Annotated in this window: 25 protein-coding genes and 1 tRNA gene; 13 read left to right on the plus strand and 13 right to left on the minus strand. The window is 43.4% G+C overall.

Going from position 1 to position 24,710, the window contains the following annotated elements:
- Nucleotides 1-161: 161 nt before the first annotated feature.
- From HMPREF9447_RS15625 to HMPREF9447_RS15665, 9 genes are all read left to right on the plus strand, one after another.
- Nucleotides 162-848, plus strand: a complete 687-nt coding sequence (locus tag HMPREF9447_RS15625; RefSeq protein ID WP_009130718.1) for an energy transducer TonB — start codon at nucleotides 162-164, stop codon at nucleotides 846-848.
- 80 nt (nucleotides 849-928) lie between these two features.
- Nucleotides 929-1,903, plus strand: a complete 975-nt coding sequence (locus HMPREF9447_RS15630) for a polyprenyl synthetase family protein (protein WP_009130719.1) — start codon at nucleotides 929-931, stop codon at nucleotides 1,901-1,903.
- A gap of 17 nt (nucleotides 1,904-1,920) precedes the next feature.
- Nucleotides 1,921-2,634, plus strand: coding sequence for a hypothetical protein (locus tag HMPREF9447_RS15635; RefSeq protein ID WP_009130720.1), 714 nt, complete (start codon nucleotides 1,921-1,923; stop codon nucleotides 2,632-2,634).
- Nucleotides 2,631-3,410: a TatD family hydrolase gene (locus HMPREF9447_RS15640; RefSeq protein ID WP_009130721.1), complete on the plus strand. Its 780-nt coding sequence runs from the start codon at nucleotides 2,631-2,633 to the stop codon at nucleotides 3,408-3,410. The genes HMPREF9447_RS15635 and HMPREF9447_RS15640 overlap by 4 nt, the downstream gene beginning before the upstream one ends.
- A gap of 162 nt (nucleotides 3,411-3,572) precedes the next feature.
- Nucleotides 3,573-3,660 (plus strand) — tRNA-Ser (locus HMPREF9447_RS15645).
- An 80-nt stretch (nucleotides 3,661-3,740) separates the two neighbouring features.
- Complete coding sequence (locus HMPREF9447_RS15650) at nucleotides 3,741-4,544, plus strand: MotA/TolQ/ExbB proton channel family protein (protein ID WP_009130722.1); 804 nt, start codon at nucleotides 3,741-3,743, stop codon at nucleotides 4,542-4,544.
- 5 nt (nucleotides 4,545-4,549) lie between these two features.
- Nucleotides 4,550-5,035 (plus strand): hypothetical protein, encoded by a 486-nt coding sequence (locus HMPREF9447_RS15655; RefSeq protein ID WP_009130723.1) that lies wholly within the window; start codon nucleotides 4,550-4,552, stop codon nucleotides 5,033-5,035.
- Nucleotides 5,036-5,071: 36 nt separating this feature from the next.
- Nucleotides 5,072-5,665: an ExbD/TolR family protein gene (locus HMPREF9447_RS15660; protein ID WP_009130724.1), complete on the plus strand. Its 594-nt coding sequence runs from the start codon at nucleotides 5,072-5,074 to the stop codon at nucleotides 5,663-5,665.
- On the plus strand, nucleotides 5,665-6,129 hold the full coding sequence (locus HMPREF9447_RS15665) for an ExbD/TolR family protein (protein ID WP_007210400.1): 465 nt from the start codon (nucleotides 5,665-5,667) through the stop codon (nucleotides 6,127-6,129). Before HMPREF9447_RS15660 ends, HMPREF9447_RS15665 begins: the two co-directional genes overlap by 1 nt.
- Before the next feature lie 60 nt (nucleotides 6,130-6,189).
- Here the strand turns inward: HMPREF9447_RS15665 and HMPREF9447_RS15670 are convergent, their stop codons facing one another.
- Complete coding sequence (locus HMPREF9447_RS15670; RefSeq protein ID WP_009130725.1) at nucleotides 6,190-6,726, minus strand: GNAT family N-acetyltransferase; 537 nt, start codon at nucleotides 6,724-6,726, stop codon at nucleotides 6,190-6,192.
- A gap of 31 nt (nucleotides 6,727-6,757) precedes the next feature.
- Nucleotides 6,758-8,035 carry an IgA Peptidase M64 gene (locus tag HMPREF9447_RS15675; RefSeq protein WP_009130726.1) on the minus strand — a complete coding sequence of 426 codons (1,278 nt, stop codon included), beginning with the start codon at nucleotides 8,033-8,035 and terminating at the stop codon, nucleotides 6,758-6,760.
- A 285-nt stretch (nucleotides 8,036-8,320) separates the two neighbouring features.
- On the opposite strand from HMPREF9447_RS15675, the gene HMPREF9447_RS15680 reads away from it, so the two are divergent.
- On the plus strand, nucleotides 8,321-8,797 hold the full coding sequence (locus tag HMPREF9447_RS15680; RefSeq protein WP_009130727.1) for an Lrp/AsnC family transcriptional regulator: 477 nt from the start codon (nucleotides 8,321-8,323) through the stop codon (nucleotides 8,795-8,797).
- Nucleotides 8,798-8,800: 3 nt separating this feature from the next.
- Here HMPREF9447_RS15680 and HMPREF9447_RS15685 read toward each other — a convergent pair whose 3' ends face one another.
- From HMPREF9447_RS15685 to HMPREF9447_RS15710, 6 genes are all read right to left on the minus strand, one after another.
- Nucleotides 8,801-9,289, minus strand: coding sequence for a dihydrofolate reductase (locus HMPREF9447_RS15685; protein WP_009130728.1), 489 nt, complete (start codon nucleotides 9,287-9,289; stop codon nucleotides 8,801-8,803).
- 48 nt (nucleotides 9,290-9,337) lie between these two features.
- Complete coding sequence (locus HMPREF9447_RS15690) at nucleotides 9,338-10,132, minus strand: thymidylate synthase (protein ID WP_009130729.1); 795 nt, start codon at nucleotides 10,130-10,132, stop codon at nucleotides 9,338-9,340.
- A 99-nt stretch (nucleotides 10,133-10,231) separates the two neighbouring features.
- Nucleotides 10,232-11,425, minus strand: coding sequence for a cardiolipin synthase (cls, locus tag HMPREF9447_RS15695; RefSeq protein WP_262482442.1), 1,194 nt, complete (start codon nucleotides 11,423-11,425; stop codon nucleotides 10,232-10,234).
- Between the two features lie 213 nt (nucleotides 11,426-11,638).
- Nucleotides 11,639-11,965, minus strand: coding sequence for a DUF5056 domain-containing protein (locus tag HMPREF9447_RS15700; RefSeq protein ID WP_374937415.1), 327 nt, complete (start codon nucleotides 11,963-11,965; stop codon nucleotides 11,639-11,641).
- Nucleotides 11,952-12,500: an RNA polymerase sigma factor gene (locus HMPREF9447_RS15705; RefSeq protein ID WP_009130732.1), complete on the minus strand. Its 549-nt coding sequence runs from the start codon at nucleotides 12,498-12,500 to the stop codon at nucleotides 11,952-11,954. The genes HMPREF9447_RS15700 and HMPREF9447_RS15705 overlap by 14 nt, the downstream gene beginning before the upstream one ends.
- The gene (locus HMPREF9447_RS15710) at nucleotides 12,497-13,129 is read right to left on the minus strand and encodes a DUF6249 domain-containing protein (RefSeq protein WP_044138272.1); all 633 of its coding nucleotides are present in this window, start codon (nucleotides 13,127-13,129) and stop codon (nucleotides 12,497-12,499) included. Before HMPREF9447_RS15710 ends, HMPREF9447_RS15705 begins: the two co-directional genes overlap by 4 nt.
- A 590-nt stretch (nucleotides 13,130-13,719) precedes the next feature.
- Between HMPREF9447_RS15710 and HMPREF9447_RS15715 the strand changes: the two genes are divergently transcribed.
- The 3 genes from HMPREF9447_RS15715 (at nucleotide 13,720) to HMPREF9447_RS15725 (ending at nucleotide 18,236) form a co-directional block, all read left to right on the plus strand.
- Nucleotides 13,720-14,052: a hypothetical protein gene (locus HMPREF9447_RS15715; protein WP_044138273.1), complete on the plus strand. Its 333-nt coding sequence runs from the start codon at nucleotides 13,720-13,722 to the stop codon at nucleotides 14,050-14,052.
- 166 nt (nucleotides 14,053-14,218) lie between these two features.
- Nucleotides 14,219-16,642, plus strand: coding sequence for a TonB-dependent receptor (locus HMPREF9447_RS15720; protein WP_009130735.1), 2,424 nt, complete (start codon nucleotides 14,219-14,221; stop codon nucleotides 16,640-16,642).
- 160 nt (nucleotides 16,643-16,802) lie between these two features.
- Nucleotides 16,803-18,236 (plus strand): methyltransferase RsmF C-terminal domain-like protein, encoded by a 1,434-nt coding sequence (locus tag HMPREF9447_RS15725; RefSeq protein ID WP_009130736.1) that lies wholly within the window; start codon nucleotides 16,803-16,805, stop codon nucleotides 18,234-18,236.
- Nucleotides 18,237-18,315: 79 nt separating this feature from the next.
- Here HMPREF9447_RS15725 and HMPREF9447_RS15730 read toward each other — a convergent pair whose 3' ends face one another.
- From HMPREF9447_RS15730 to HMPREF9447_RS15750, 5 genes are all read right to left on the minus strand, one after another.
- Entirely contained in the window at nucleotides 18,316-19,317 is a 1,002-nt protein-coding gene (locus tag HMPREF9447_RS15730) for an ABC transporter ATP-binding protein (RefSeq protein ID WP_009130737.1), read from the minus strand.
- Entirely contained in the window at nucleotides 19,317-20,291 is a 975-nt protein-coding gene (locus HMPREF9447_RS15735) for an iron chelate uptake ABC transporter family permease subunit (protein ID WP_374937416.1), read from the minus strand. Before HMPREF9447_RS15735 ends, HMPREF9447_RS15730 begins: the two co-directional genes overlap by 1 nt.
- A gap of 68 nt (nucleotides 20,292-20,359) precedes the next feature.
- A complete protein-coding gene (locus HMPREF9447_RS15740) occupies nucleotides 20,360-21,502 on the minus strand; it encodes an ABC transporter substrate-binding protein (protein ID WP_009130739.1) in 1,143 nt (380 codons plus the stop codon).
- Nucleotides 21,503-21,510: 8 nt separating this feature from the next.
- Nucleotides 21,511-22,638, minus strand: coding sequence for a YncE family protein (locus tag HMPREF9447_RS15745; RefSeq protein ID WP_009130740.1), 1,128 nt, complete (start codon nucleotides 22,636-22,638; stop codon nucleotides 21,511-21,513).
- Between the two features lie 20 nt (nucleotides 22,639-22,658).
- On the minus strand, nucleotides 22,659-24,698 hold the full coding sequence (locus HMPREF9447_RS15750) for a TonB-dependent receptor plug domain-containing protein (protein WP_052315209.1): 2,040 nt from the start codon (nucleotides 24,696-24,698) through the stop codon (nucleotides 22,659-22,661).
- Nucleotides 24,699-24,710: the final 12 nt, after the last annotated feature.

A 24,710-nucleotide genomic window follows, 5' to 3' on the forward strand; every position in this document is an offset into this window, starting at 1 on the left:
CGTTACATTTGTGGCACAAAAGCGCAGGTGTGCTTTGTGAAGGATAAAAAAAACAAAAATGGGTGCATATTGTCTTAAAAAAGATAGTACGGCTGAACGTTTTGCAGAAAAAGTACTATATTTGCCCAAAATGAGAAACACGTTAAAATAATATTATAATTATGGAAATTAAGAAAACACCTAAAGCAGATTTGGAGAACAAAAAATCGACTTGGATGCTTATTGGTTATGTTATTGTGCTTGCCTTTATGTTTATAGCATTTGAATGGACGAAGCGCGATATCAAAATTGATACGAGCCAGGCCCTTACTGATCTCTTTTTTGAGGAAGAAATGGTTCCTATTACTGAACAGGAAGAAAAGGTTGCTCCTCCTCCTCCAGAAGTAGCTCCGATTAACGAAACTCTGGAAATTGTAGCTGACGATGCTGATGTGGAAGAAACAGTTATCGCTTCTTCTGAAGAAACTGGTAAGGCAGTAGAAGTAAAGTATGTGCCTGTAACAGTTGTTGAGGAAGAACCGGAAGAACAAACTATTTTTGAGGTTGTAGAACAAATGCCTGAATTCCCGAATGGTGGTATGGCTGGTTTGATGCAATTCTTGAGTAAGAACATCAAATATCCGACTATCGCACAGGAAAATGGTACTCAAGGTCGTGTAACAGTACAGTTCGTTGTTAATAAGGACGGTAGTATTGTAGATGCTAAAGTCATAAGAGGTGTTGACCCGTATTTGGATAAAGAAGCACTTCGTGTGATTGGTACCATGCCGAAATGGAAGCCTGGTATGCAGCGTGGTAAACCTGTACGCGTTAAGTATACGGTGCCTGTAATGTTCAGATTGCAGTAATACGTTATCGATATAAAAAAGAGGCTGCCGAAAAAGCAGCCTCTTTTTATTACCTCTATTCTTCTTAATTTACTATCACTATGTTTACAGCTTCCGAGCTTCTCGAAAATTTTAATTCTCATATTGCTGGTTTACAGTTTACGCGTACTCCGAAAGGGTTGTATGCTCCGGTAGAATATGTTTTGTCTATGGGCGGAAAACGGATTCGCCCGGTATTAATGTTGATGGCATACAATCTATATCAGGAAGATGTGACCAGAATTTATGCCCCAGCCACTGGTATTGAAGTCTATCATAATTACACTCTTCTGCATGATGACCTGATGGATTGTGCTGATCGTCGCAGAGGAAAAGAAACTGTTCACAAAGTTTGGAATGATAATACGGCTATTCTTTCAGGAGATGCAATGCTGGTTCTTGCCTATCAATTTATGGCAGAATGTCCTTCGGCTTTTCTGAAAGAAGTTATGGACCTTTTTAGTCTGACAGCTCTTGAAATATGTGAAGGGCAGCAGATGGATATGGAGTTTGAACAAAGGAACGATGTTGCGGCAGAAGAATACTTGGAAATGATTCGCCTGAAAACTGCGGTTTTATTGGCTGCAAGTCTGAAGATAGGGGCTCGCTTGGGCGGCGCTTCAGTGGAAGATGCCGAGCGCTTGTATGATTTTGGTATGCACGTGGGAGTTGCTTTCCAATTGAAAGATGATTTTTTGGATGTTTATGGTAATCCCAAGGTGTTTGGAAAGAATATTGGTGGAGACATTCTTTGCAATAAAAAAACGTATATGCTGATTAAGGCATTGGAGCATGCCGATGTGGAACAGCGTAGTCAATTGAATCGTTGGATAAATGCAGAGACTTTCCAACCGGCTGAAAAGATTGCAGCCGTCACAGAACTATATGACCGGATTGGTGTGAAAGAGATCTGCGAGAATAAAATGTCAGAGTATAGTAATCGTGCAATGGAAAGTCTTGCAGCAGTCGGAATTGCAGAGGAAAAGAAAGAAGAACTTCGAAAAATTATAGAAAATCTGATGCACAGAGAAGTGTAATTGTACTTTTTGAAGGTATGCCTTATAGAAGATTACCAAATACAGACCAGGCGAGAATACGGGCACTGAAAGCAGTGGTTGCAAAAGCTGATACCTATAATCTTTATGATTTGGCAGTTTCTTTAAAGACATTGACCGAAGCCCGGAATTTTCTGACAAGATTTGAAGCTGCTCAATCCTACTATTCCCAATGTTTTGAACGCCAATCCCAAGCAGGACATAAACATCAGGCTAATGTAAAGATGGCGCGTCTGTACGTTTCTCATTTTATTCAGGTGTTGAATCTGGCAGTGATTCGTTCAGAACTGCGCGCAGCGCATAAAGCGTATTATGGTTTGCCATCCGATAGTACAAACGTTCCGGATTTGTCGACAGAGGCTGCATTAGTGGAGTGGGGGAGAAAAATCATTGATGGAGAGGCTAAGCGAACTTCACAAGGTGGTATTCCTATTTATAATCCTACAATTGCAAAAGTTAGGGTACATTATGATATCTTTACAGATAGCTATGACAGGCAGAAGAATCTGCAGGCTTTGACAGCACGTAGCTTAGATGCCCTTTCTGCAATGCGGACTACTGCAGATGAGCTGATATTGGATATTTGGAATCAAGTGGAAAAGAAATTTGAAGACGTCTCTCCTAATGAGAAACGTCTGAATTTGTGTCGTGATTACGGACTGATTTACTATTACCGTACCGGCGAAAAACGAAAGGAAGAAGCGAACGAATGAGATTGATCGATACACATTCCCATCTTTTTTTAGAGGAATTTTCAGAAGATTTGCCGCAGGTTATTGAACGTGCACGTGCTGTTGGGGTTACTCATATCTTTATGCCCAATATTGACAGTACGACTATTGATGTAATGCTTTCGGCTTGTGATGCTTATAAAGGTTACTGTTTTCCCATGATTGGCTTACACCCAACTTCAGTGAATACTGATTATAAAAAGGAATTGGATATTGTAGTGCGTGAATTGGAATCTTCCAGAGAATATGTAGCAATAGGAGAGATTGGTATGGACCTCTATTGGGACAAAACTTTCCTGAAAGAACAACAAATCGTATTGGATAGACAAGTCAACTGGGCATTGGAATATGATCTTCCTGTTGTTATTCATTGTCGGGATGCTTTTGATTATATATATAAGGTGCTGGAACCTTACAAAAATAGTCGCTTAAAAGGAATATTTCATAGTTTTACAGGCACTATCGAGGAGGCTGCCCGGATTCTTGAGTTTCCTGGTTTTTCCATTGGAATAAATGGTGTGGTCACTTTTAAAAAGTCCCATCTTCCGGAAGTTTTGTTGAAAATACCTTTAGAGAAGATTGTCTTAGAAACCGATTCTCCTTATCTGACTCCAGTGCCGAATCGTGGTAAAAGAAATGAGAGCGCTAATGTGAAGGATACGTTGATGAAGGTTTCCGAGATTTATCGGATGTCTCCTGAGGCCGTTGGAAACGTGACTTCTGAAAACGCTTTAAAAGTGTTTGGAATGCTCAAATAACATCGCAAAGATTTTAAAGTTTATTAATTTTGAGATTTTATTAAAGATAAAACAGGGAGAATGAAGGGCAAGAACGAAAAAAAGAATACATTTGTAGCTGAAAACGCTTGTGGTTCGCATTTTTTTTGTAATTTGCAGCCGTTTTAGAAAGAAGCGTCTATTGGAGAGATGCTCGAGTGGTTGAAGAGGCACGCCTGGAAAGCGTGTATACCTCTAAAGGGTATCCGGGGTTCGAATCCCCGTCTCTCCGCGGAATGAAAGAAGGAAACAAAAACAATAAATGAATATAATAAACAATTTAATTAATTAATCTTAAAAATTAGACACACAATGAAAAAGTTATTTGCAATTGTTGCTGTGATGGGAGTCTTAACATTTGGCTCAACTCAACTTGCTCAGGCTCAAGATGCTCCTGCAGCTGAACAAACAGAACAAGCTGCTCCTGCAGCTCAAGCAGCTCCTGCTGGTGATGCTACTGTAGAAGCAGAAGAAGGTGGTATTCACAAGGAAATTAAAACTAAGTTTATTGAAGGTACTGCATCTTTCATGAGTTTAGTTGCTATCGCTTTGGTTATCGGTCTTGCATTCTGTATTGAACGTATTATTTATTTGAGCTTGGCTGAAATCAACACAAAGAAATTCATCGCTGCTATCGAAGCTGCTTTGGAAAAGGGCGACGTAGAAGCTGCTAAAGACATCGCACGTAGTACTAGAGGTCCTATTGCTTCTATCTACTATCAAGGTCTGATGAGAATTGATCAGGGTCTTGACGTAGTTGAAAAGTCAGTAGTATCTTATGGTGGTGTACAAGCTGGTTATTTGGAAAAAGGATGTTCTTGGATTACGCTGTTCATCGCAATGGCTCCGTCTTTGGGATTCTTGGGTACTGTAATCGGTATGGTGCAGGCATTTGATAAGATTCAACAAGTAGGTGATATTTCTCCGACGGTTGTAGCAGGTGGTATGAAAGTTGCCTTGATTACAACTATCTTCGGTTTGATCGTTGCTTTGATTCTGCAGGTATTCTACAACTATATCCTGTCTAAGATCGAGGCTTTGACCAGCGAAATGGAAGATTCTTCTATCACTTTGTTGGACATGGTTATCAAATATAACTTGAAATACAAAAAATAATAGAAATGGCTAAATTATCATATAGAGTATCATATTATGTACTGTATGTATTGTTTGCTGCTATTTTAGTAGTATTGGGCATATTCTACTTTGGTGGAGATGCTCAGGGCGATGCAGTACTGGTGGGTGTTGACCCCGAAATGTGGCAGCCTGCACAGACTGAAAGTCTGCTGTACTTAATGTATGGTTTGTTTGTTTTGGCTGTAGTTGCGATGGTTGGTGCGTTTATCCTGCAATTTGGTAGCGCATTGAAAGATAATCCTGTAAAGGCTTTGAAGTCATTGCTTGGTTTGATCTTGATGGTTGTCGTTATGGTTATAGCTTGGTCTATGGGTAGCGGAGAAAAGATGGATATTCCGGGATATGATGGTTCGGACAACGTGCCATTCTGGCTGAAAGTAACTGACATGTTCCTTTATACTATCTACTTCTTGCTGGGAGCAACTGTCCTTGCAATGCTTTTCAGTAGTATTAAAAAGAAATTATCATAATCGATTGAGGAAACTCAATTTAATGGAGTAATTACAATGGCAAAAGGAAAAAGAAAAGTTCCTGATATAAACTCAAGTTCTACGGCGGATATCGCTTTCCTGTTGTTAATCTTCTTCTTGATTACGACTTCTATGGATACGGACCGTGGTTTGGCAAGACGTTTGCCACCACCACCCGAACAAGACCAGAAGAATGATGATTCGGATAAGGTTAAGGAGCGTAACGTAATGACAGTCTTCCTGAACATGAACGACCAGTTGATGTGTAGTGGAGAATATGTTAACATAGATCAATTGAGAGATAAGGCAAAAGAATTCATTGCCAACCCGTATAATGATGAGTCCAAACCAGAAAAGCATGCGAAGGACATACCTTTCTTTGGAACTATGCAGATTACGGAAAAGCATGTAGTATCTTTGCGTTGTGACCGTGGTTCTTCCTATAAAGCATATCTGGCTGTTCAGAACGAGCTGGTAGCTGCTTACAATGAGCTGAGAGACGAATTGGCTCAGGAAAAATGGGGAAAGAGCTATATGGCTTTGGACGAAGACCAACAAAAGGCGATTCGTGATATTTATCCTCAGAAGATTTCTGAGGCAGAACCTAAAAAGTACGGAGACAAGAAGTAATGGGAAAATTTAATAAGACTGGTAAACGCGAAATGCCTGCGTTGAATACTTCTTCTCTGCCTGACCTTATCTTCACCCTGTTGTTCTTCTTTATGATTGTAACAACAATGCGTGAGGTAACATTGAAGGTTGAGTTTAAGGTTCCGCAAGCTACTGAGTTGGAAAAATTGGAAAAGAAATCTTTGGTTACGTTTATCTATGTAGGAAAGCCTACAGCTGAGTTCCGTAAGAAACTGGGTAATGAAAGCCGTATCCAATTGAATGACAGCTATGCTGAAGTTGCTGAGATTCAGGACTACATTATTGGTGAACGTGCCAGTATGAAGGAAGAGGATCAGCCACAGATGACTGTTTCTTTGAAGGTTGACCAAGATACGAAAATGGGTATCGTAACAGATATCAAAGAAGCTCTTCGTAAAGCTTATGCATTGAAACTTAACTATTCTGCGCAACCGCGTCAGTAAGAAGTTAGATTAAACTATATAAATAAAGGGCGCTTGTTCGAAACAAGCGCCCTTTATTTTTTATCCTTTTATGTTATATACTTCCCGGTATATATGTTCCTTTACACTTTCAAAATCTCTCTCACATTCTAAATCTCCATAAGCCATAAGCAGCATAGGCAGATAATTGTCTTCGGGTCTGTATGGTGGTTGAAGATATGGCTTTTCCCAAAGTACAAAGCCTTGGCGTCTGTAGAAGTTGATACGTCGTTGTGCCATCTCTTCTTCGGGTGTTTCTACTTCCAGAACGATGGGGTGCTGGAGTAGCTGGCATAAGTGGCTTAAAACATTCTTGCCATGTCCGCCATTGCGCTGAGCTGGATCAACGGCAAAGTGTTCTACGTAATAGAACTTACCGAAATCCCAATAGGTAATGAAACCTACAGGAGTGTCATGATGGAAAATGATATTATTATGGAAATGAGGCTTGCTGTCAGTGTACAGGCGTAGTTCCCCTAATGGACGGTATTCTTCCGGTGGGAAGGCGGTGGTTATTAACTGTTCCATGTACTCATACAAAAATCCATCAGCAGTGCTGATGCGCTGGAGTCTAATCATAATGTTGCTTTTTTAGAGTTTAGTTTTCTTGTTATTTAGTATAGAAATCAATGAGTCGTTGCAGTGCACGCTGGCACACCGGACAAAATGTAGGGTGTTCATTAGTACGCATGCGGCAATTATCAGCAGGACGGAAAATACCTTTGGAAGAGTATCCTCCTCCTTCATAAACTCCTACAGGATATTTTGCTTGTTCGCTGACTGGGGTGGGGACAGGAGTGCCTTTGACAAGCATGTCTTCCCATTTGGAAGCGAAGTCCATGCGGGTGCTTATATTCTGTTCCCAAGGCTCCACATTCAAGGGATATGTATCTGTCATAACATCGTCATCGTAGAAATATTCATCTGCCAGACCGCCGAAACTGTGCCCGAATTCATGCACAACTACCGGACGGAACATGGGGTGGTGCGCAGTGGTTAGGGTATAAGCATTGTATATACCGCCACCACCGTACTCCTCTGTATTGGCGAGGATGATGATATGTTCGTAGGGTATTCCGGCCAGGGAATCGTGTATGGACTTTACCCGCCGGGTAGTTAGGTAACGGTCGGAATAGAATGTGCTGAAATGCGAATTGAAAGCGGTATGCTTCCATTCCCCTAACCGGGGAACACTTACGCCACTGTCGTCAGAAGGGCTGGCAACAGCTATGATATTGAAGCGATCTTTCATGCTTTTGAATGGCTCGTGAGAGAACAAACTTTCGCAGGTTATTGCTGCATCCTGATAGAATATATTCATTTCGTTGGAGGTATAGCCTTCTGCAAGGATGGCGACATCAATGCATTTATCTGTATTACCGCTTTCCAGTAAATACTTGTGTGGAGTAATGTGTGTTGTCCCTTTCTGATGGATGAGTACATCATCCGGACGGACGATATGTTTCAAGCGTGTACGCACCTCTTTTCTTGGGTTTAAAAGAGTGATTTCTATCTCCACAGGGCGTATCGGGTAAGGCAACAGGAATGTATTTTCAAATCCTTTGTTGACCGTTTTTGCTTCGTCTGTTTCTAACCATTCCTGGAAGAGGGAGGAGAAAGAAGTCGTATAGATTGTATTTCCAGTCTCCAAATCCTTCATAATAATTTGTCCATTACCTTGCAAGGGCAATTCGGATAGATGATGGCGTCTTCCGGCCCATGACGGGAGTACGGATAACTCATCCAGACATACACTTTGCCGGGAAGCATCTCCCGTAAAGATGTAATCAACGCGCAGTGTTTTATCTGCAAAATTCTCAGTGTAGTTTTGTGCACGGCTTGTCATTACCATCAGGAAGCACAGTGCGAGTGCAAAATATTTCTTCATAATAATTTTATTTTCCCCAAAGATAATGCAAATCGAGCGCAGTACTTTCATGCTTGCATAAAAAAGTTCTGCCGAGATGCGGCTTATCTTATCTAAAGATACAACCTTTGTCGCTCATCTCCAATTTCTTCCGATTAATGAATAAAAACGTTGTGCGGGTTTATTCATTTTTTAGCAAGAAAAGTAATAAATCGTATTTTATTTGGGAAAAAATTCGCTAACTTTGCATATTACTGTGTGAGAATACGGTGAAACAATCGTTATTTATTAATCATAAATTTAGAAATGGGACATCATCAATTGGATACTTTAGACGAGCAAATTCTGAAATTGATTGCAGACAATGCCCGTATTCCCTTCCTTGAAGTGGCAAGAGCCTGTAACGTTTCCGGCGCCGCCATACACCAACGCATACAAAAGCTGACGAATTTAGGTATTTTGAAGGGCTCGGAATATGTCATCGACCCGGAAAAGATAGGTTACGAAACCTGTGCTTACATTGGCATTTACCTGAAAGACCCTGAGTCTTTTGATGCCGTAACGAGGGCGCTTGAAGCTATTCCTGAAGTTGTGGAATGTCATTTTACAACAGGGAAATATGATATGTTTATCAAGCTCTATGCACGCAACAATCATCATTTGCTGAGTATCATTCATGATAAATTGCAGCCGCTGGGATTGGCGCGTACTGAGACTTTGATATCTTTCCATGAAGCTATCAAACGACAGATGCCGATAATGGTAGAAGTAGACGAAGATTGAAAATTACTTGCGGATATAGTCCACAAATGCATAAGGGCAGGGATGTTTCTCATCATCAGGATGAGATTCCCTGCTTTTTTCGTACCATACAGCAGAGTCTACAGCCGGGAAATAAGCATCTACCTGAGGTGCTTCGGCATCAATCTCAGTCAGGCAGAGCATATCTGCCACCTGCATTGCCTGTTTGTATACGCTTGCACCGCCGATAATATATACCTGCTCTTCAGGTTGGCAACTTTGTAGGGCTACTTCAAGAGTCGGGAAGACCTCTGCGCCGGGACATTGAGTTTCGGGATTGGAGGAAAGTACCACATTTCGCCGGTTAGGCAGGGCACCTTTGGGAAGAGACTCGAAGGTTTTCCTCCCCATGATGATGGTGTTTCCTGTAGTCAATGCTTTGAAACGCTTCAAGTCATTAGGAAGCCAGAATAAAAGTTTATTTTGAAAGCCGATACCTAAATTACGGTCTACGGCAGCGATGATACTAACCATGATGCGTAAATATTAATTATTAATTATGATAGCGCAAATAATTCATAATTAGACTGATACTTTTCCTGCTATATGTGGATGCGGATTATAATTCACCAATTCGAAATCTTCATATTTGAAATCGAAGATACTCTTTATGTCCGGATTCATTTTCATCTGCGGCAACGGGCGTGGTTCTCGGGTGAGTTGCAGCTTCACCTGTTCCAAGTGGTTCAGATAAATATGTGCATCACCGAGGGTGTGAATGAAATCACCTGCTTTCAATCCCGTGACCTGTGCCATCATCTGTAATAGCAGGGCATAAGACGCAATATTGAAAGGTACGCCGAGGAAAATATCAGCGCTGCGTTGATAGAGTTGCAGGCTCAACCGTCCATCTGCAACATAGAACTGGAAAAAGGCGTGGCAAGGAGGAAGATTCATGTTATCGAGATCCCCTACATTCCAGGCACTGACAATGATGCGACGGGAATCCGGATTATGGAGAATGGTTTCTACCGCTTCACTTATCTGGTCAATAGAGCCACCCTTATAATCAGGCCACGAACGCCATTGATAACCATAAATATGTCCCAAGTCACCGTTTTCGTCGGCCCACTCGTTCCAGATGCGGACACCGTTATCTTGCAGATATTTGGCATTCGTATCACCATTCAGGAACCACAACAGTTCGTATATGATGGATTTCAGATGTAATTTCTTAGTGGTGAGGCAAGGGAACCCCTCATCCATATTAAAGCGCATTTGATGTCCGAATACGCTGATAGTACCGGTTCCGGTGCGGTCTTCCTTGTGTACGCCTTCGGCAAGTACCCGGTTGAGTAAGTCTAAATATTGTTTCATGATTGCAGATTACGAATTATAAACAACAAAAGAGGCAATCTTTTTTGCCTCGCCAAAGGTAACTAAACTTCGGCAGATAGAATAATTTCCCATTGAAAATTAGAGGAACGGAGTCATCAGATTACCCACCCAACCCACGAATTTCTTCCAGCCGGAACGCTTTTTCCAAACTTCGGGTGTGAGCAGGGTACTATTCTTTTTGTCCCGTTCAAACATATCGTTCAATTGGTGTGTGATTGCCGGATCAAAGATAAAAGCATTTGTTTCGTAGTCGTATCTCAGGCTGCGGCTGTTCAGATTGGCTGTACCCACGGTACAAAAGTTCCGGTCCACCATCATGATTTTGGAGTGATGAAAGCCTCCGTTGAAGAGATAGACTTTAGCACCCTTCTTCATCAACTTATGAACGATGTAGAAAGATGCTTCCGGAGTAAAAGGAATATCCGAAACGGCAGGTATCATAATTTCTACTTCCGTTCCTTTTTTCAGAGCCGATTTGATGGCTTTCCGGATGGATTTTGTCGGAACGAAATAAGGGTTTACAATCTGTATGCTGTGTTGCGCCGCTGCAATGGACGCTGCATAAACATGGCTGATGGCACGCGGCGTTTCCCGTGGAGTGCGGTCGACGATAGCTATTTCCTCTGATATACTGTCGGGCAGTTGCGGCAGGTCGGGGAAGTAGACCGGGCCGCCTACATGCTGTTTGGTCTCATGGTTCCACATGGTGAGGAAGATGCCTTGCAGATAGCGCACTGCATCTCCTTCGATGCGCATATGCATATCGTGCCATTGACCGATTTTAGGCAGTCCGGTGATGTAATAGTCCGCGATGTTCATACCGCCGGTATATCCTATTTCTCCGTCAATCACTACAATCTTCCGGTGGTCGCGATGCATGGCATGGTTAATCCACGGGAAAGTTATCGGGTCGAATTTCACTATTTCAATTCCGCGGTCACGGATAGATTTCAGATGGTGCTTTTTTAATGGTTTGTTATTGGACCAGTTGCCGAAAGCATCGAACAGGGCCCGGACTTCCACACCTTCCTGAACTTTTTTCGCCAGAAGGTCGAAGAGAGCATTGGCAATGGAGTCATTGCGGAAATTGAAATACTCCAGATGAATATGATGTTTGGCATGGCGTATTTCCTCGAAAAGATCGATAAACTTCTCCCGGCCGCTCATCAGAAGTTTCACTTTATTGTTGCCGGTGACCGGGATGCCTTGTTGTTGTAAATAGTGCATCACGAGCGAGTCACTGGTGATGACTTGCGCGTGAGTATTTCCTATAAAAAATAATGTAGATAATAATATGATCAATAATGTTCTTTTCAAAACTTCTTACGCTTAGTTAGTTTTCTATTTAGAGCTGACAAATATACAATATAATGATGAGAAATGTTTAGTTAGTTAAAAAAAATTAGCCCTTGTCCTACAAAAAGCAGGCAAGGGCTAACTAAATTATTGCAAGGGCAAACGGATTTATTGCAAGGCCTAATGAGCTTATGCCAAAGAGCAAATCTTGCGGTATCCGAAGTAGAGAAGCACTACTGCCACTATAACCAGTGATTTCGGGTCGATTTCTGCTGCACTGCTTTGCAGAGCGTTGGTGAAAGTTTCCCGTAAAGTGCCCAGCACCAGTTGCAGGCCATCGAGGACAAAGAATAGCACCACGGCAAGGGTAAAACAGAATAAGCTCCACAACTGCGAAATACGGTAATACCGGTCGGGCAGGTGGTGCATCACGCGACGGCTGAAGCCTTTGTCTTCTATCTCCTTCCGATTGTCAGAGAAGAATTTCTGCAAGAGTTTATCATCAGTTGTTTCCATCATAACCATTTTGTTTTAGGTAAATAGCCATTTTATCTTTCGCCCGTGCGAGGTGGCTTTTGACTGTTCCCGCCGGACATCCCGTGATACCTGCAATCTTGTCGATACTTTGGTCTTCCATGTAGAAGAGCGTGATACAGGTTCGTTCCATTTCTTTCAGTGTCGCCAGCGCCCGGTAAATGTCCATCTGTTGTCCCACGTCGTCCTGACTGGTATTCCAGTTGGCATCCACTTCCCGGCTATCAAGCTCAGCTGTCTCCTTTCGACTGCGAAGATAATCATAAAATACATTATATGCAATACGGTAAAGCCAGGTAGAGAAGTTGGACAGGTTTTTGAACGAAGCAAGGTTGGTATAAGCCTTGATAAACGTATCCTGCGCCAGGTCGTCACTCAATTCGCCGTCGCCGCAAGTCAGGTTGAGGAAGAACCGGCGCACGGGCGACTGGTACTTCTTCACCAACTGGTCGAAGGCCCTGGTGTTGCGAAACACCACGACCTGTGCGACTAGCGATATGTCATTGAGTTGGCTCATCTCTCTTTGTTGCTCTTTTTAGAATCTTGTGTGTAGTAGATAACCAATTGTCCGAAGCCTGTGAACATGATAAGTAATCCGACGCAGCCCACTCCGAAGTTTCCGGTGAAGGCCCAGAGGAAGATGAACAATCCGACGCCGATGAAGATGTTCTTGATACCCTTGGTGCGGATGTCTTCTGTTTTTTCTGCGTTCTTGAAGAAGTCAGCGGGTAGTTGTTGTCCGCTGGCCAGTGCTTGTTCTGCAAGGCGGTATTTGGCTTTCCGGTTCTTGTAGTTGAAGAAGAATACCGTGAAGACGATGAGCAGGGGCAATCCGAAGATGAAGACGATGGCGGTGACGGAGATAATGGTTTCGGAGGTTTTACCGTCTAAATCGAAGAGATTCCAGTTCCAATTACCGTTCTCGTCCTGTTTCCATCTTCTGTCGGCATGAGCCGAATCCCTTCCTTCGTAGGTCATGATACTGAGCGTATCGGTTACTGTCTTTCCGTCAATGGTGGTATCGCGCAGTTCAATCACGCGTTTTTTGTTCCCCAGACTGTCGTTTTCTGTAACTGTTCTGTTCTTTGCCTGTACCAATGAGCAAAGTGTCATGGTGGCGATGAGTACTAAAATAATCCGTTTCATAATCATATAATGTTTTACTTTTTATTGCTTCTTTGTGTGTTAGACGTATAATGTTAGTTAGAAAGTTGCAAAGAGACGATATTTTTTTAGAAAATCGATAATATGTGGCATTATTTATTGGAATATTCAGCCTGCAGGAGGATATATTCGTCGCTTAAAGGAGGTTTGTATTTTTGTTGAAGCAAACTATTGGCGGAGTTGCAAGAAACTAATATCTGGTGTGCTACCAACTAATATCTTGGATACTAAGAAATATTCTTACCATAGATATATAGGTTTCTTACAACAGTTATAGAAGTTTCTTACATCAAGTATAATAGTATCTTACAACAGTTATTGTAAGAAAAATGATTAGGCAATGAGTTATTAGTTGGATGCGGTGCGGGGATTAGTTGTTAGGAGGGAAGATATTAATTTGCAGGCAGATTCTTTTTCGATTAATGGGAGTCACTTAATCATTATGTAGCATCGGGCTTCTTGTGCTAATAAGATATAGGTATTTTGAGAGTAAAACCAGTTAAAACAAGTAAATCCGGTTGTTTGTTATTGTAATTAGCACTACTTTCGCCAACCTATCTTATAAAACGCTTTTGGAGAAGTTACGGAACATATCGAAATGGTTTCTTCCTTTACTGTTCATCACATACTTAGGAGGGATTACGCTGTTTACTCACTCGCATGTAGTAAATGGGGTGATTATTGTGCACTCCCATCCCTTCAAAGGTGAACATCAACATACGGAAGCACAGGTAGAAACGATTTTCTTCCTGTCGTCTTTTGTAACGTCATCTCTTCCTACTGTTCTTTTTGTCGCACCGGCTTTCCTCATTTTATTGTGCGTACTGGCTGTTCCGGGTGTGGAACGCATCAAGTACGTAAAGGGGCGTTGCGGCATCAGTCTTCGGGCTCCACCGGCAATTTAATCGCGCAAAAGCGCGATTAGTGACGAGCTACAAGTTATTTGCTATGAGTTGCTGTGTTGTACTTGCGTGCGAACGACTTTTCGCCCCTACAAGTGAACTGTACTCAAACAAATAGCTTTGTCACTCAATTATCATTTCCCTAACTCATTAATATAAAAAGAACTACATGAAAAAATATATCATTTTCGTGGTGGGAGTAGTGTGTGCATTGCTCTCCCAGAATGTTTATGCAGAAGATTTAAGAGGTACTGATGCCAATATCATCGGCCATGTGATAGAAAAAAATACAGGTGAACACCTTCCTTATATGACGGTAGCCCTGAAGGGAACTACTATCGGCACCATGACCGATGCTTCTGGGCATTACTTTCTGAAAAATCTTCCCGAAGGAGAGTTTACGCTGTACGTCAGTGCCGTAGGGTATAAGTCGCAAGAGCGTAAAGTAATGTTGAAACGTGGCAAAACGTTAGAAGAAAACTTCGAGTTGGAAGAAGATATGGTTGCCCTGGACGGTGTGGTGGTCACTGCTAACCGTAATGAAACGGCCCGTCGCTTGGCGCCTACACTCGTCAAAGTGGTTACTCCCAAGCTGTTTGATATGACCAATTCACATACGCTGTCGCAAGGACTGGTATTCCAGCCGGGGGTACGTGTGGAAAACGATTGCCAGAACTGTGGTTATTCGCAGGTACGCATCAATGGTATGGATGGAAAATACACGCAGATATTGATAGACTCGCGCCCTATCTTCTCCGCCCTGGCAGGTGTTTACGGGTTGGAACAGATTCCGGCAAACATGATAGAACGCGTGGAAGTGGTGCGTGGAGGTGGTTCCGCCCTGTTTGGCTCTTCCGCCATCGCCGGAACGGTGAATATCATCACGAAAGAACCTATCCGTAATTCCGGTTCGTTTGCCCATAGCATTTCCAACTTCGACGGTTCCGGTTCTTTCGATAACAACACTACGTTGAATCTTTCCCTTGTTTCTTCGGACAATAAGATGGGGGCCTACGTCTACGGTCAAAACCGGTATCGCTCTGCATGGGACTCCAATGGCGATGGTTTCTCCGAATTGCCTAAATTGAAGAATCAGACAGTAGGTGTCAATGCATACTACCGCACAAGCCCTTACTCCAAACTGAGTTTGGAATATCATCACATGGAAGAGTTCCGCCGTGGCGGTAACCGTTTCGACCTGCCACCCCACATTGCCGAAGATGCCGATCTCAATGGTTCGGGAGAACCCGGACTGGTGGAACAAATCAAGCATTCCATCAATACGGGCGGACTCAAATTCAGTGCTTTTTCCAAAGACCAGAAACATACATTTAATGTATATGCTTCTGCACAACACATCGAACGTGATAGTTATTACAGTGCTTATGGCACCACAACAGACTTTACCGGTGTGCTGGGAGCACAATATATTTATCATTTAGACAAATTCCTGTTCATGCCTTCCGACCTGACGGGAGGAGTGGAGTTTAACCATGATGACCTGCACGACAGAGGTACGGATATCCAGAAGTATCGTGATAAGGCTTTGACCGAAGACCCTACTGCAACAGGCGAGCGTCTGCAACAACTGATTGATAAATACACTCCCGACCCGCTAAAACAGATTGTGAATATATCGAGTGCTTATCTTCAAAATGAATGGAAGAATGAGCAGTGGAGCTTTCTTATCGGCGGGCGTGTGGATAAGAACAGTATCATGGATAAAGCTATTTTCAGTCCGCGTGCCAACGTCCGTTATAATCCTACGCAGGATGTGAACATTCGTTTCAGCTATGCCGAAGGATTTCGTGCCCCGCAGGCGTTCGATGAAGACTTGCACATCAGCAATGTAGGTGGTGAACTGATTTCTATTGTCCGTTCCCCAAAACTGAAAGAAGAACGCTCGCGCAGCGTGAACGCTTCTGTGGACTGGTATCATTACTTCGGTGATTTTCAGGCGAACCTGCTGGTAGAAGGCTTCTTTACGAAATTGTCCGATCCTTTTGTCCTGACAGCTCCTGTGGAAGACCCGAATGGCTCCGGCTATCTGATACAAACGCGTATCAACGGTTCAGGTGCCAAAGTATATGGTGGCACGCTGGAAGGAAAGATAGCCTGGCGCAATAAAATCCAGTTGCAGGCGGGGCTGACCGTGCAACGCAGCCTGTACGACTCTCCCGAAGAGTGGAGTGCGGACAAGGAACACTTGTCGGATGCAGAACGCTATAGTGACAAGATACTGCGTACTCCTGATTTTTATGGTTATTTCACTGCTACTTATACACCAACAAAGGCTCTTTCACTGGCCTTGAACGGCAATTATACGGGCCGGATGTATGTGCCTCACCTGATGTCCGAAGTGGATGGCACGGCCGACTTGCTGGTGAAGAGCCCGGACTTTTTTGAACTGGGTGCCAAGGTGGCTTATGATGTTGATTTTTCAGGCATCTGTCTGCAATTCAATGTGGGAGTACAGAATATTTTCAACTCTTACCAAAATGATTTCGACAAAGGAGCGAACCGGGATTCCGGCTATATTTACGGTCCCGGTGCTCCCCGTTCCTACTTTGCAGGGGTGAAGCTCAGCTTTTAGTGTCTCAGCAGAACTTTTTTATGCAAGCATGAAAGTTATGCATTCGATTTGCATTACCTTTGAAGAAGATAAGCTGCATCTCAGCATAACTTTTTCATGCAAGCATGAAAGTTATACATTCGATTTGCATTACCTTTGCAGGCATAAAACGACTTGGCACATGGAATTACCCGTATCTTTTGCAGACCGTACCCGTTCCCTTCTGGGAGATGAAGAATATAACAAACTGGCCGACGCCCTGAATGACGAACAGCCCGTAAGTATCCGACTGAATGAAGCAAAGTTGCCCAATGCTTCATTCGGTCTTTTTCATGGCTATGCCGGGCCTGTGCCCTGGTCTTCTACAGGTTTTTATCTCGACCGCCGTCTGACGTTTACTTTCGATCCCTTGTTTCACGCAGGTTGCTACTACGTGCAGGAGGCATCGTCCATGTTTGTGGAGCAGGCATTGAAACAATATGTGGGCGAAACACCTGCAGTAATGCTTGACCTTTGCGCTGCACCCGGTGGGAAATCTACCCACGCCCGCAGTGTATTGCCAGAAGGCAGCCTGTTGGTAGCCAACGAAGTAATTCGTAACCGTTCTCAAATTCTGGCGGAGAATCTGACTAAGTGGGGGCATCCCGGCGTGGTGGTAACGAACAATGACCCGGCGGACTTCTCCGACTTGGAGGATTTCTTCGACGTGATATTGACCGATGTTCCCTGTTCGGGCGAGGGTATGTTCCGTAAAGACCCCGTTGCGGTAAGTGAGTGGAGTCCGGCGAATGTGGATATTTGCTGGATACGTCAGCGACGTATCATTTCCGATGTCTGGCCCAGTCTGAAACCGGGCGGGCTATTAATTTATAGTACTTGTACATATAATATAAAGGAGAATGAAAGGAATATCCGCTGGATACGCGATGAATTCGATGCAGAAGTACTTCCGGTGGATGTGCCTGGTGTTTGGAATCTCACTGGAAACCTGATTGACGAAGAATACTTCCCTGTATATCGTTTCCTTCCCCATCGGACGAGAGGTGAGGGCTTTTTCCTTGCCGTGCTTCGCAAACCGGAGGAGGGTAGTATGAAAATCCGGTATAAATTAATTCCTGCGCAGGGAATGAAAAGGGTGGCTTCCGGTGTTTCCAAAGAGCAACTGGACGTTGCCCGGGGGTGGCTTCTTTCTCCGGATGATTATGAACTTTCGGTAAACGGAACGAATATTACGGCTTTCCCAAAAGAATATCTACCGGAACTGTCGTCTTTGCAACAATCTCTTCGTGTCATTCAGGCGGGTGTTGCCCTTACCGAAGTGAAGGGGAAGGACTTGATTCCCAATCATGCTCTTGCCATGAGCTATATATTGCGTAATGATGTTTTCCCCCGTGAAGAAGTGCCGTATGAGCAGGCTATTGCTTACTTACGTAAAGAGGCAATCGTGCTTTCCGGTGAAGCTCCGCGTGGTTATGTGCTGCTGACTTATATGAATATTCCTTTAGGGTTTGTGAAGAATATAGGTAACCGCGCTAATAATCTTTATCCGCAGGAGTGGAGGATACGGAGTGGATATTTGCCGGAAGAGATATTAATCTTATGTAATCAGAGTTGATATGTTGTGTTTATTCGATAATCAACGATGAGTTGTGGGATGAAATAAGTGAATTCTTATGCAACTATCATTGCCTTTGTCATACATTGGCAAGTAGTTGCTCGAAAGAATGGAATTTGTATTCTTTCTCCTTGTGCAGTCTGAAATCTTCGGCAGACAACACCTGTAATCGTGGTAAACTACTTGTTTCTGCCACAGAATCAGAACAACAAGCATATCCGTGACGGTTCAGTGCATTTGTTGTCCAATGCAATAATACCTCATCACTTGCTTCTACAATAATATTGCGGTGGCTGTCTACTTTCGGATAATATACCCCATGTGCATAATCAAACCGGATATCATTACGGGAGAACAGACCATCCATCCGGTGACTCAGGATCATATCTTCCGTAACTCCGCATTGCAATCCGTTCTCTTTAGAAAGTAACCACAACTTATCTGCTAACACTAATGCCTGTTCTATATCATGGGTGGAAAGTAAAATCGCTTTGCTCTGTTCTACAGCCAGGCGGTGTAGTAAAGTCATAATCTCAATACGGCTCACTACATCCAGGAAAGCTGTCGGCTCATCCAGCAGAATAAGCGGACATTCCTGTACCAATGCTTTGGCAATCATGACCTTCTGTCGTTCCCCATCCGATAATTCTGCGGTGTAGCTTTGGGCTTTATGGCTGATACTTACAGCTTCCAGCGCTTCTTCAATGATGGCATGGTCTGCTTTATTCAGCCTACCGAAGAATCCGGTATGCGGTTGGCGTCCCAAGGCTACCAATTCATATACAGTCAGTCCGCCGGCTTGTGTTTTGTCTGTCAACACTACGCCGATGGTGCGTGAACGTTCTTTCTCCGAATAAGCGGATAGAGGCTTGTCTTCTACAAGTAATTCACCAGATAAAGCTGGTTGTGAGGCGGCTAAAGTACGGAGCAGGGTAGATTTGCCTGTTCCATTGGCCCCCAGCAGACAAGTCAGTTCTCCGGGATAGAGCTGAAAGGAAAGATGCTCATGCACCCGTTTCTCTTGCTTTCCCTGGCGGTAGCCTATACATAAATTATTTGCAGTGATAACAGCTTTCTCCATCAGTTGAAATATTGTATTTTACGTTGGTTTACGATTACATATATGATAACAGGTGCACCCAGCACAGGAGTTACCGCATTAAGCGGAATGATGCCTGCTTCACCCGGCAAAATACAAATAAGGTTGCAGAGCAGAGCAATGGCTGCACCTGTCAGCAAAGTGATGGGGAGCAGAGAGTTATGGTTGGAAGTTCCCAGCATCAGGCGGGAGATGTGTGGAACGGCCAGCCCGATGAAAGCAACCGGTCCGCAAAAAGCAGTAGTGACGGCGGTTAGCAATCCGGTAGCTATCAGCAACAGGTTGCGGGTACGGCGGATATTCACACCTAAGTTCTCGGCATAGCGTGTACCCAAAAGCATGGCATTTAACGGCTTGATAAGCAAGACGGAAAGTAACAAGCCTGCCAGACAGAATGCGGAGAAATAAGGTAATTGTTGCAACGATACACCGCCAAAATTGCCCATACCCCAAATCATATAGGAATGTACCCCTTCGGCTGTTGCAAAGAAGTTGAGCAGTGATATAGCGGAAGAAGTGATATAGCCGATCATGATACCTGTAATCAGCAGCATGATATTGCTTTTAATCAGTGTGGAAAAGAAAAGGATAAGTCCCATTACTACCATCGACCCGATGAAAGCTCCGAGTATCACCGAGAAGAAACCAGACAAGGTGAATATGCCTGTTGCAATGCTTCCTCCGCCTGCCAGCATCACCAATGCCACACCAAGGCTTGCCCCTGAGTTTATTCCCAGAATGGACGGTCCTGCCAGTGGATTATTGAAAGCTGTTTGCAGCATTAACCCCGAAGCAGCCAGTGCCGCACCACATAGCAGAGCCGTGACGGCTTGCGGCAGACGCGACTCCCAGATAATAAAACTCCAACTGGCTTTCTCTACATCATTCCCCGACAGAATATTCCACACCGCTCCGGCAGGGATACTTATTGAGCCAAACCAGAGATTGGCGATCATCAATAAGAGAATGAAGACCGACAGTGCTATACCATATATATATCCTTTGCCTTTCAAACCATTAAATTTTACTCCGCTAATTTACTATAATATTTTAACTCATATCCTTCTAACATCGAAGGGTGGAAGATTTTTATTAAATCTTTCAATAGCCAGTCCGGCTGGAAAGGCGTTTCTTCATAGAAAGGTACCCGGTTGGTGTTGCAGCCGTAGATGTGCCGTTCTTTGAAGGCGCGGAAGCCGGCATAAGGGGCAAATTCTTTTTCCAGTTCACTATAGGTCTTATCTGTGGGCTGGTTGTAGCGTATCAGCCAGAAGTCTGCCTGTTGCCCTTTCTCAAAGATAACTTCGAAGGGATAGGGGAGGGAACCGCTATGTGTATCTTCCCGGAAAATATAATTGGCACTCGCATCGGTATATAGTTTGGCGATGGTACTGTTGCCTCCCGGAGTATACCAGGTGGAACTTGTTTTCAAATCACACATCACCGAAGGAGCAAAAGAAATGGGAGAAACCAAGTTCTTCAGCTCATTATAATTCCGTTCCACTGATGCAAACAAACTGTCAGCTACCTGTTTCTTTCCAAACAATAAACCGTAGAAATGCATCCATTCGGCACGTCCCAGTGCGGAGGTCTCCATATATTCGGCACATTCGATGATGGGGACATTCAGTTTCTCTACGCGGCCATAACCGCCACTGTTTTCAAAAGGGGAGAGGAGTATAGCATCCGGATGAAGGTCTATGATTCTTTCAATGTTAGGATTCATACCGTCACCTACGTCGGCAATCGATCCGTTCCGGCATCCTTCTTCTATTTCTGGCATCTTGATATATTTCAAGTCACAGACACCGCCTATGCTACTCAATGCACCAAGCTTCTTCAACAGGCTGCAATGTACGGAGGAGTAGATGACGGCTTTGCTTAATGGGGTGCGGACGATGGTTCCTGCGGGCAGTTCTTCGGGGAGCTTCTGCTCTTTATCTACTAAAATATAGGTATGCAAAATTTTCGTTGTATCCCAGGGATTGCGTAATTGTGCAAGGGTATAGTCTTCGTAATCAACTATAGAAAGGTTCTCGGAATACCGCAAGGTGATGGTGTCGCCTTGTACAGAGGTAGAAGAGGTGTTACTTCTCCCGCCGCAGGCGGAGAGAAGTAACACTATGATTGCTATTGGAATAAATTGTAATCCTTTGTGCAAATACATTTCAGATATTAATTAAAGAAGATGATTTTCTTGGGGTTTTGGCCTCCGCAGTCAAATTTACTAATAAAGTTTCCGTTTTGGTCAAACCTGTAGATTATTCCGTTTCCCGCGGAGTACAAAGTAGTGGCTATATAAATGTCTCCGTTAGCTTCGTTCACACTCATGGAGTAGACACTGCTGGAAGCAAGTTCTTCCGGGGCATTCTTCAGGAAGCTGGCATCTTTTTTCTCCAGGGTATTTGCATTATAGCTGTAGAAGGTATTTATAGTACTGGTTTCAGGCCAGTTACTATAATCTGTCTCTGAATTAACAAAGTAAATCATTCCTCTTTCGTCATCGGCAACCATATCGGTGGCTGTGCCGATTACCGTTATTTTGTTGTTGTCTTTCGGGTCTATCATCTGGGCCGTATAACCTGTTGCGTTATAATCCCCGTAAGATATCAGAAAGACTTTATCATTAGCTTCCGTCAGCTTGTTGGGGTTTACTGTTACGGTTAATGTCTTTTCCAATGTAAATGTTTTGGTGTCGATGACGAATACATCTGATAAATATACAAATTGGGCATCTTCCTTCTTGTAGGAGTTTGCCACATATAGTTTGTTGTTGCATTCTACAATACCTTCCAGATTATTTCCAAGGCTCAGGGATGCCTTTTCTTCCAGTGTTTGTGCATCCAGCTTCACTACTTTGCCACCATACAGGGTTACATAAATATAACCGTCATCGGCTGCCATGTAGCGGGGCGTTGCTCCATTTATGGTGAAAGCATGGCGGGCTTGTTCCACTCCAGCCGTATTTAAACGTGTCATATAGCTTGAACCATTGACTGCAACATAAATACTATTACGATATTCGATCATATCCTGACCGGTATCACCTAATTTAGCATTGTTTTGTGTTTGGAATATGTCCTTGACAAAAAAGTCAGCCTGATCCGGGCAATAGAAACTGATACTTGCATTGTTGGCTCCCTGAGTACCTTCATTTAATATATAGGCACGCTTTTGAGGCAATTCTATGGTACTTCCGGAGTCATTCCGTCCATAATCGTCGTCATCATCACTACATGATGTAATGGAAACGTTCAGTGCTATCAGGCACATTAAACTGAATAACAAACTTCTGATTTTCATTTTACGTTGTTTTTATATGGTTAAAATTGTATTGTACCGCTAACCTGCCAGTTTCGTCCCGGCATGGGATAATATTTTATAACTTCGTACTGCTTGTTCAACAGGTTGATAACTTCCGCTTGCAGCGTAAGTGTATATCTGCTAAATTTGAAAGCGTGGGAAACAGAAAGGGTATGGTCTGTGTACCCATCTATCTTGTAATCCGGAATATTTTGCGACAGATAATATCGTTTACCTACTCCGACAACGGAATATCCGACATTTACCCACGGGGTCTCGACAATGACATTGCCGTTTCCGCTATGTTCCGGTGTATAGGGCAATTGGTCTTTGTAGTTGCTGGTTGAACTGCTGGTGACGTCGATAGCTTTTTGCCATGTATATCCTCCTGCAATACGTAGGTCTACCTGAGGGATAATAGGAATGAACGTCGAGAAAGTAAAATCAACTCCCGATATGTGTGCTTTGCCATAGTTTGCCATTCTCCATACATAAGTTGACGGGAATGCTACAATTTTATCTTTTACGTGGTTGTAATACCCGTCCAATGTTACGGATATGTTGTTTATCCATGAACAAGGAGAACCACTCCACGTAATACCTATGTTGTATTCCTGCGCTTTTTCGGGGCGGAGGCTGCGGTTGCCTAAACGATAATAATATAAATCATTGAAGGTCGGAGTCCGGAAAGTGCTTTTGTACATGGCACGTATGTAGAATAACTGTTCTTTCCAAGGGCGGAAACTGATGGATGCGCTGGGGGAGAGTCTACTCATGTCTTCCGGGCGTTCTCCATTTTCTACATGTTCCGTGAGGTAGGTACCCACCAGAGACGCCATGGCTGTGAACTGTCCGGTCTGATACTTTGCACTAAATGCAGTGAGTGAAGTGTAGCGCGTCGGATATGGGCAGAACTGGAGATTATTCCATAAGGTATTGATGGCTCCGTCTTGCGCTAAAGCCAACGAAAACTCTTTAGTGGGTGAGTAGACAATAGTGGCGGACAAATAATATTCGTTCTGCCTGTAATGTTCAGTCGTAATCCCTCCTTCATATTGTGCCCCTTCATCCTGGTACTTATTCTTGGAATAATTGTACTTTCCCTGGGCTTGTAAAACCCATTGAGGGGAGAATTGCTTTTTATATTTCACTTGGGTGAAGAAATTCTTATCCCACAAACGTTCATAAGAATTCGGATTATAGAGAAGGACGACACCAGGCAGTCCACGTTCCGAATCAAAATAATAGGTCTTTATACTTAATTCACTGCTGTCCTTGAATGTATGGAAAAGATTGGCTTCACCATGCCAGGAGTTTATATCCGAATTGTATCTTCTTTCTTTGGTTGTGTACTTTCCATTCTCCAAGGTGAAATCATAGATGCCATCCGCTCTCAGGAAGTTGCCGTCTACGGTGAGGGTTGTTTGTTTACCTAAACGTTGTGCCCAGCGCAGTGAAGGGTTCACCATACCGTAAGAACCTCCTTTTATGCGACCCTGAAATGAATATTTTCCTGTGAACAGGGGGACTTCTGTCTCTATGTTGAGTACACCGGCTGAGGCGTAAAGGCGGGCAGGTTGTAGCAGATTGTCACCCTGTCCGATGGCTAAGGAAAGTAAAGCGACATTATCAAGTGAGAACCTGCCTATATCTATTTGTCCGGCCTGGCAGTTGCTGACGGCTATTCCATCATAGCTGATAGCTGTATGTGCTGCACCCAGATTTCGTATAGAGACTGTCTTGAGTCCGCCTACTCCACCATAATCTTTTACATTGGCACCTGTGAAATGCCGTACTGCATCCGCCATGTTTTGCAGACCAAGGTGCTCAATATTGTCTTTTGTGATAATTTGTGTGGGAGTTGCTGCAGATACTTTTTGCGGGGCTCGTCTGGCTTTTATGGTTACTCCGGGAATTTCATGCGTCTTATTGGTTATGGTATCTCCTTTTTGTTGGGCGTGTAGATGAAGAGGGGGTAAGAATAAATAGAAGAATAAACATAACCGTAGTATATAGGCATGCTTATTTATTACAATTCTATAGCTTTTAATTCTCTGCATATTCATGAAAAG

The sequence above is a fragment of the Bacteroides oleiciplenus YIT 12058 genome (genome assembly GCF_000315485.1).
Taxonomy (GTDB): Bacteria; Bacteroidota; Bacteroidia; order Bacteroidales; family Bacteroidaceae; genus Bacteroides; species Bacteroides oleiciplenus.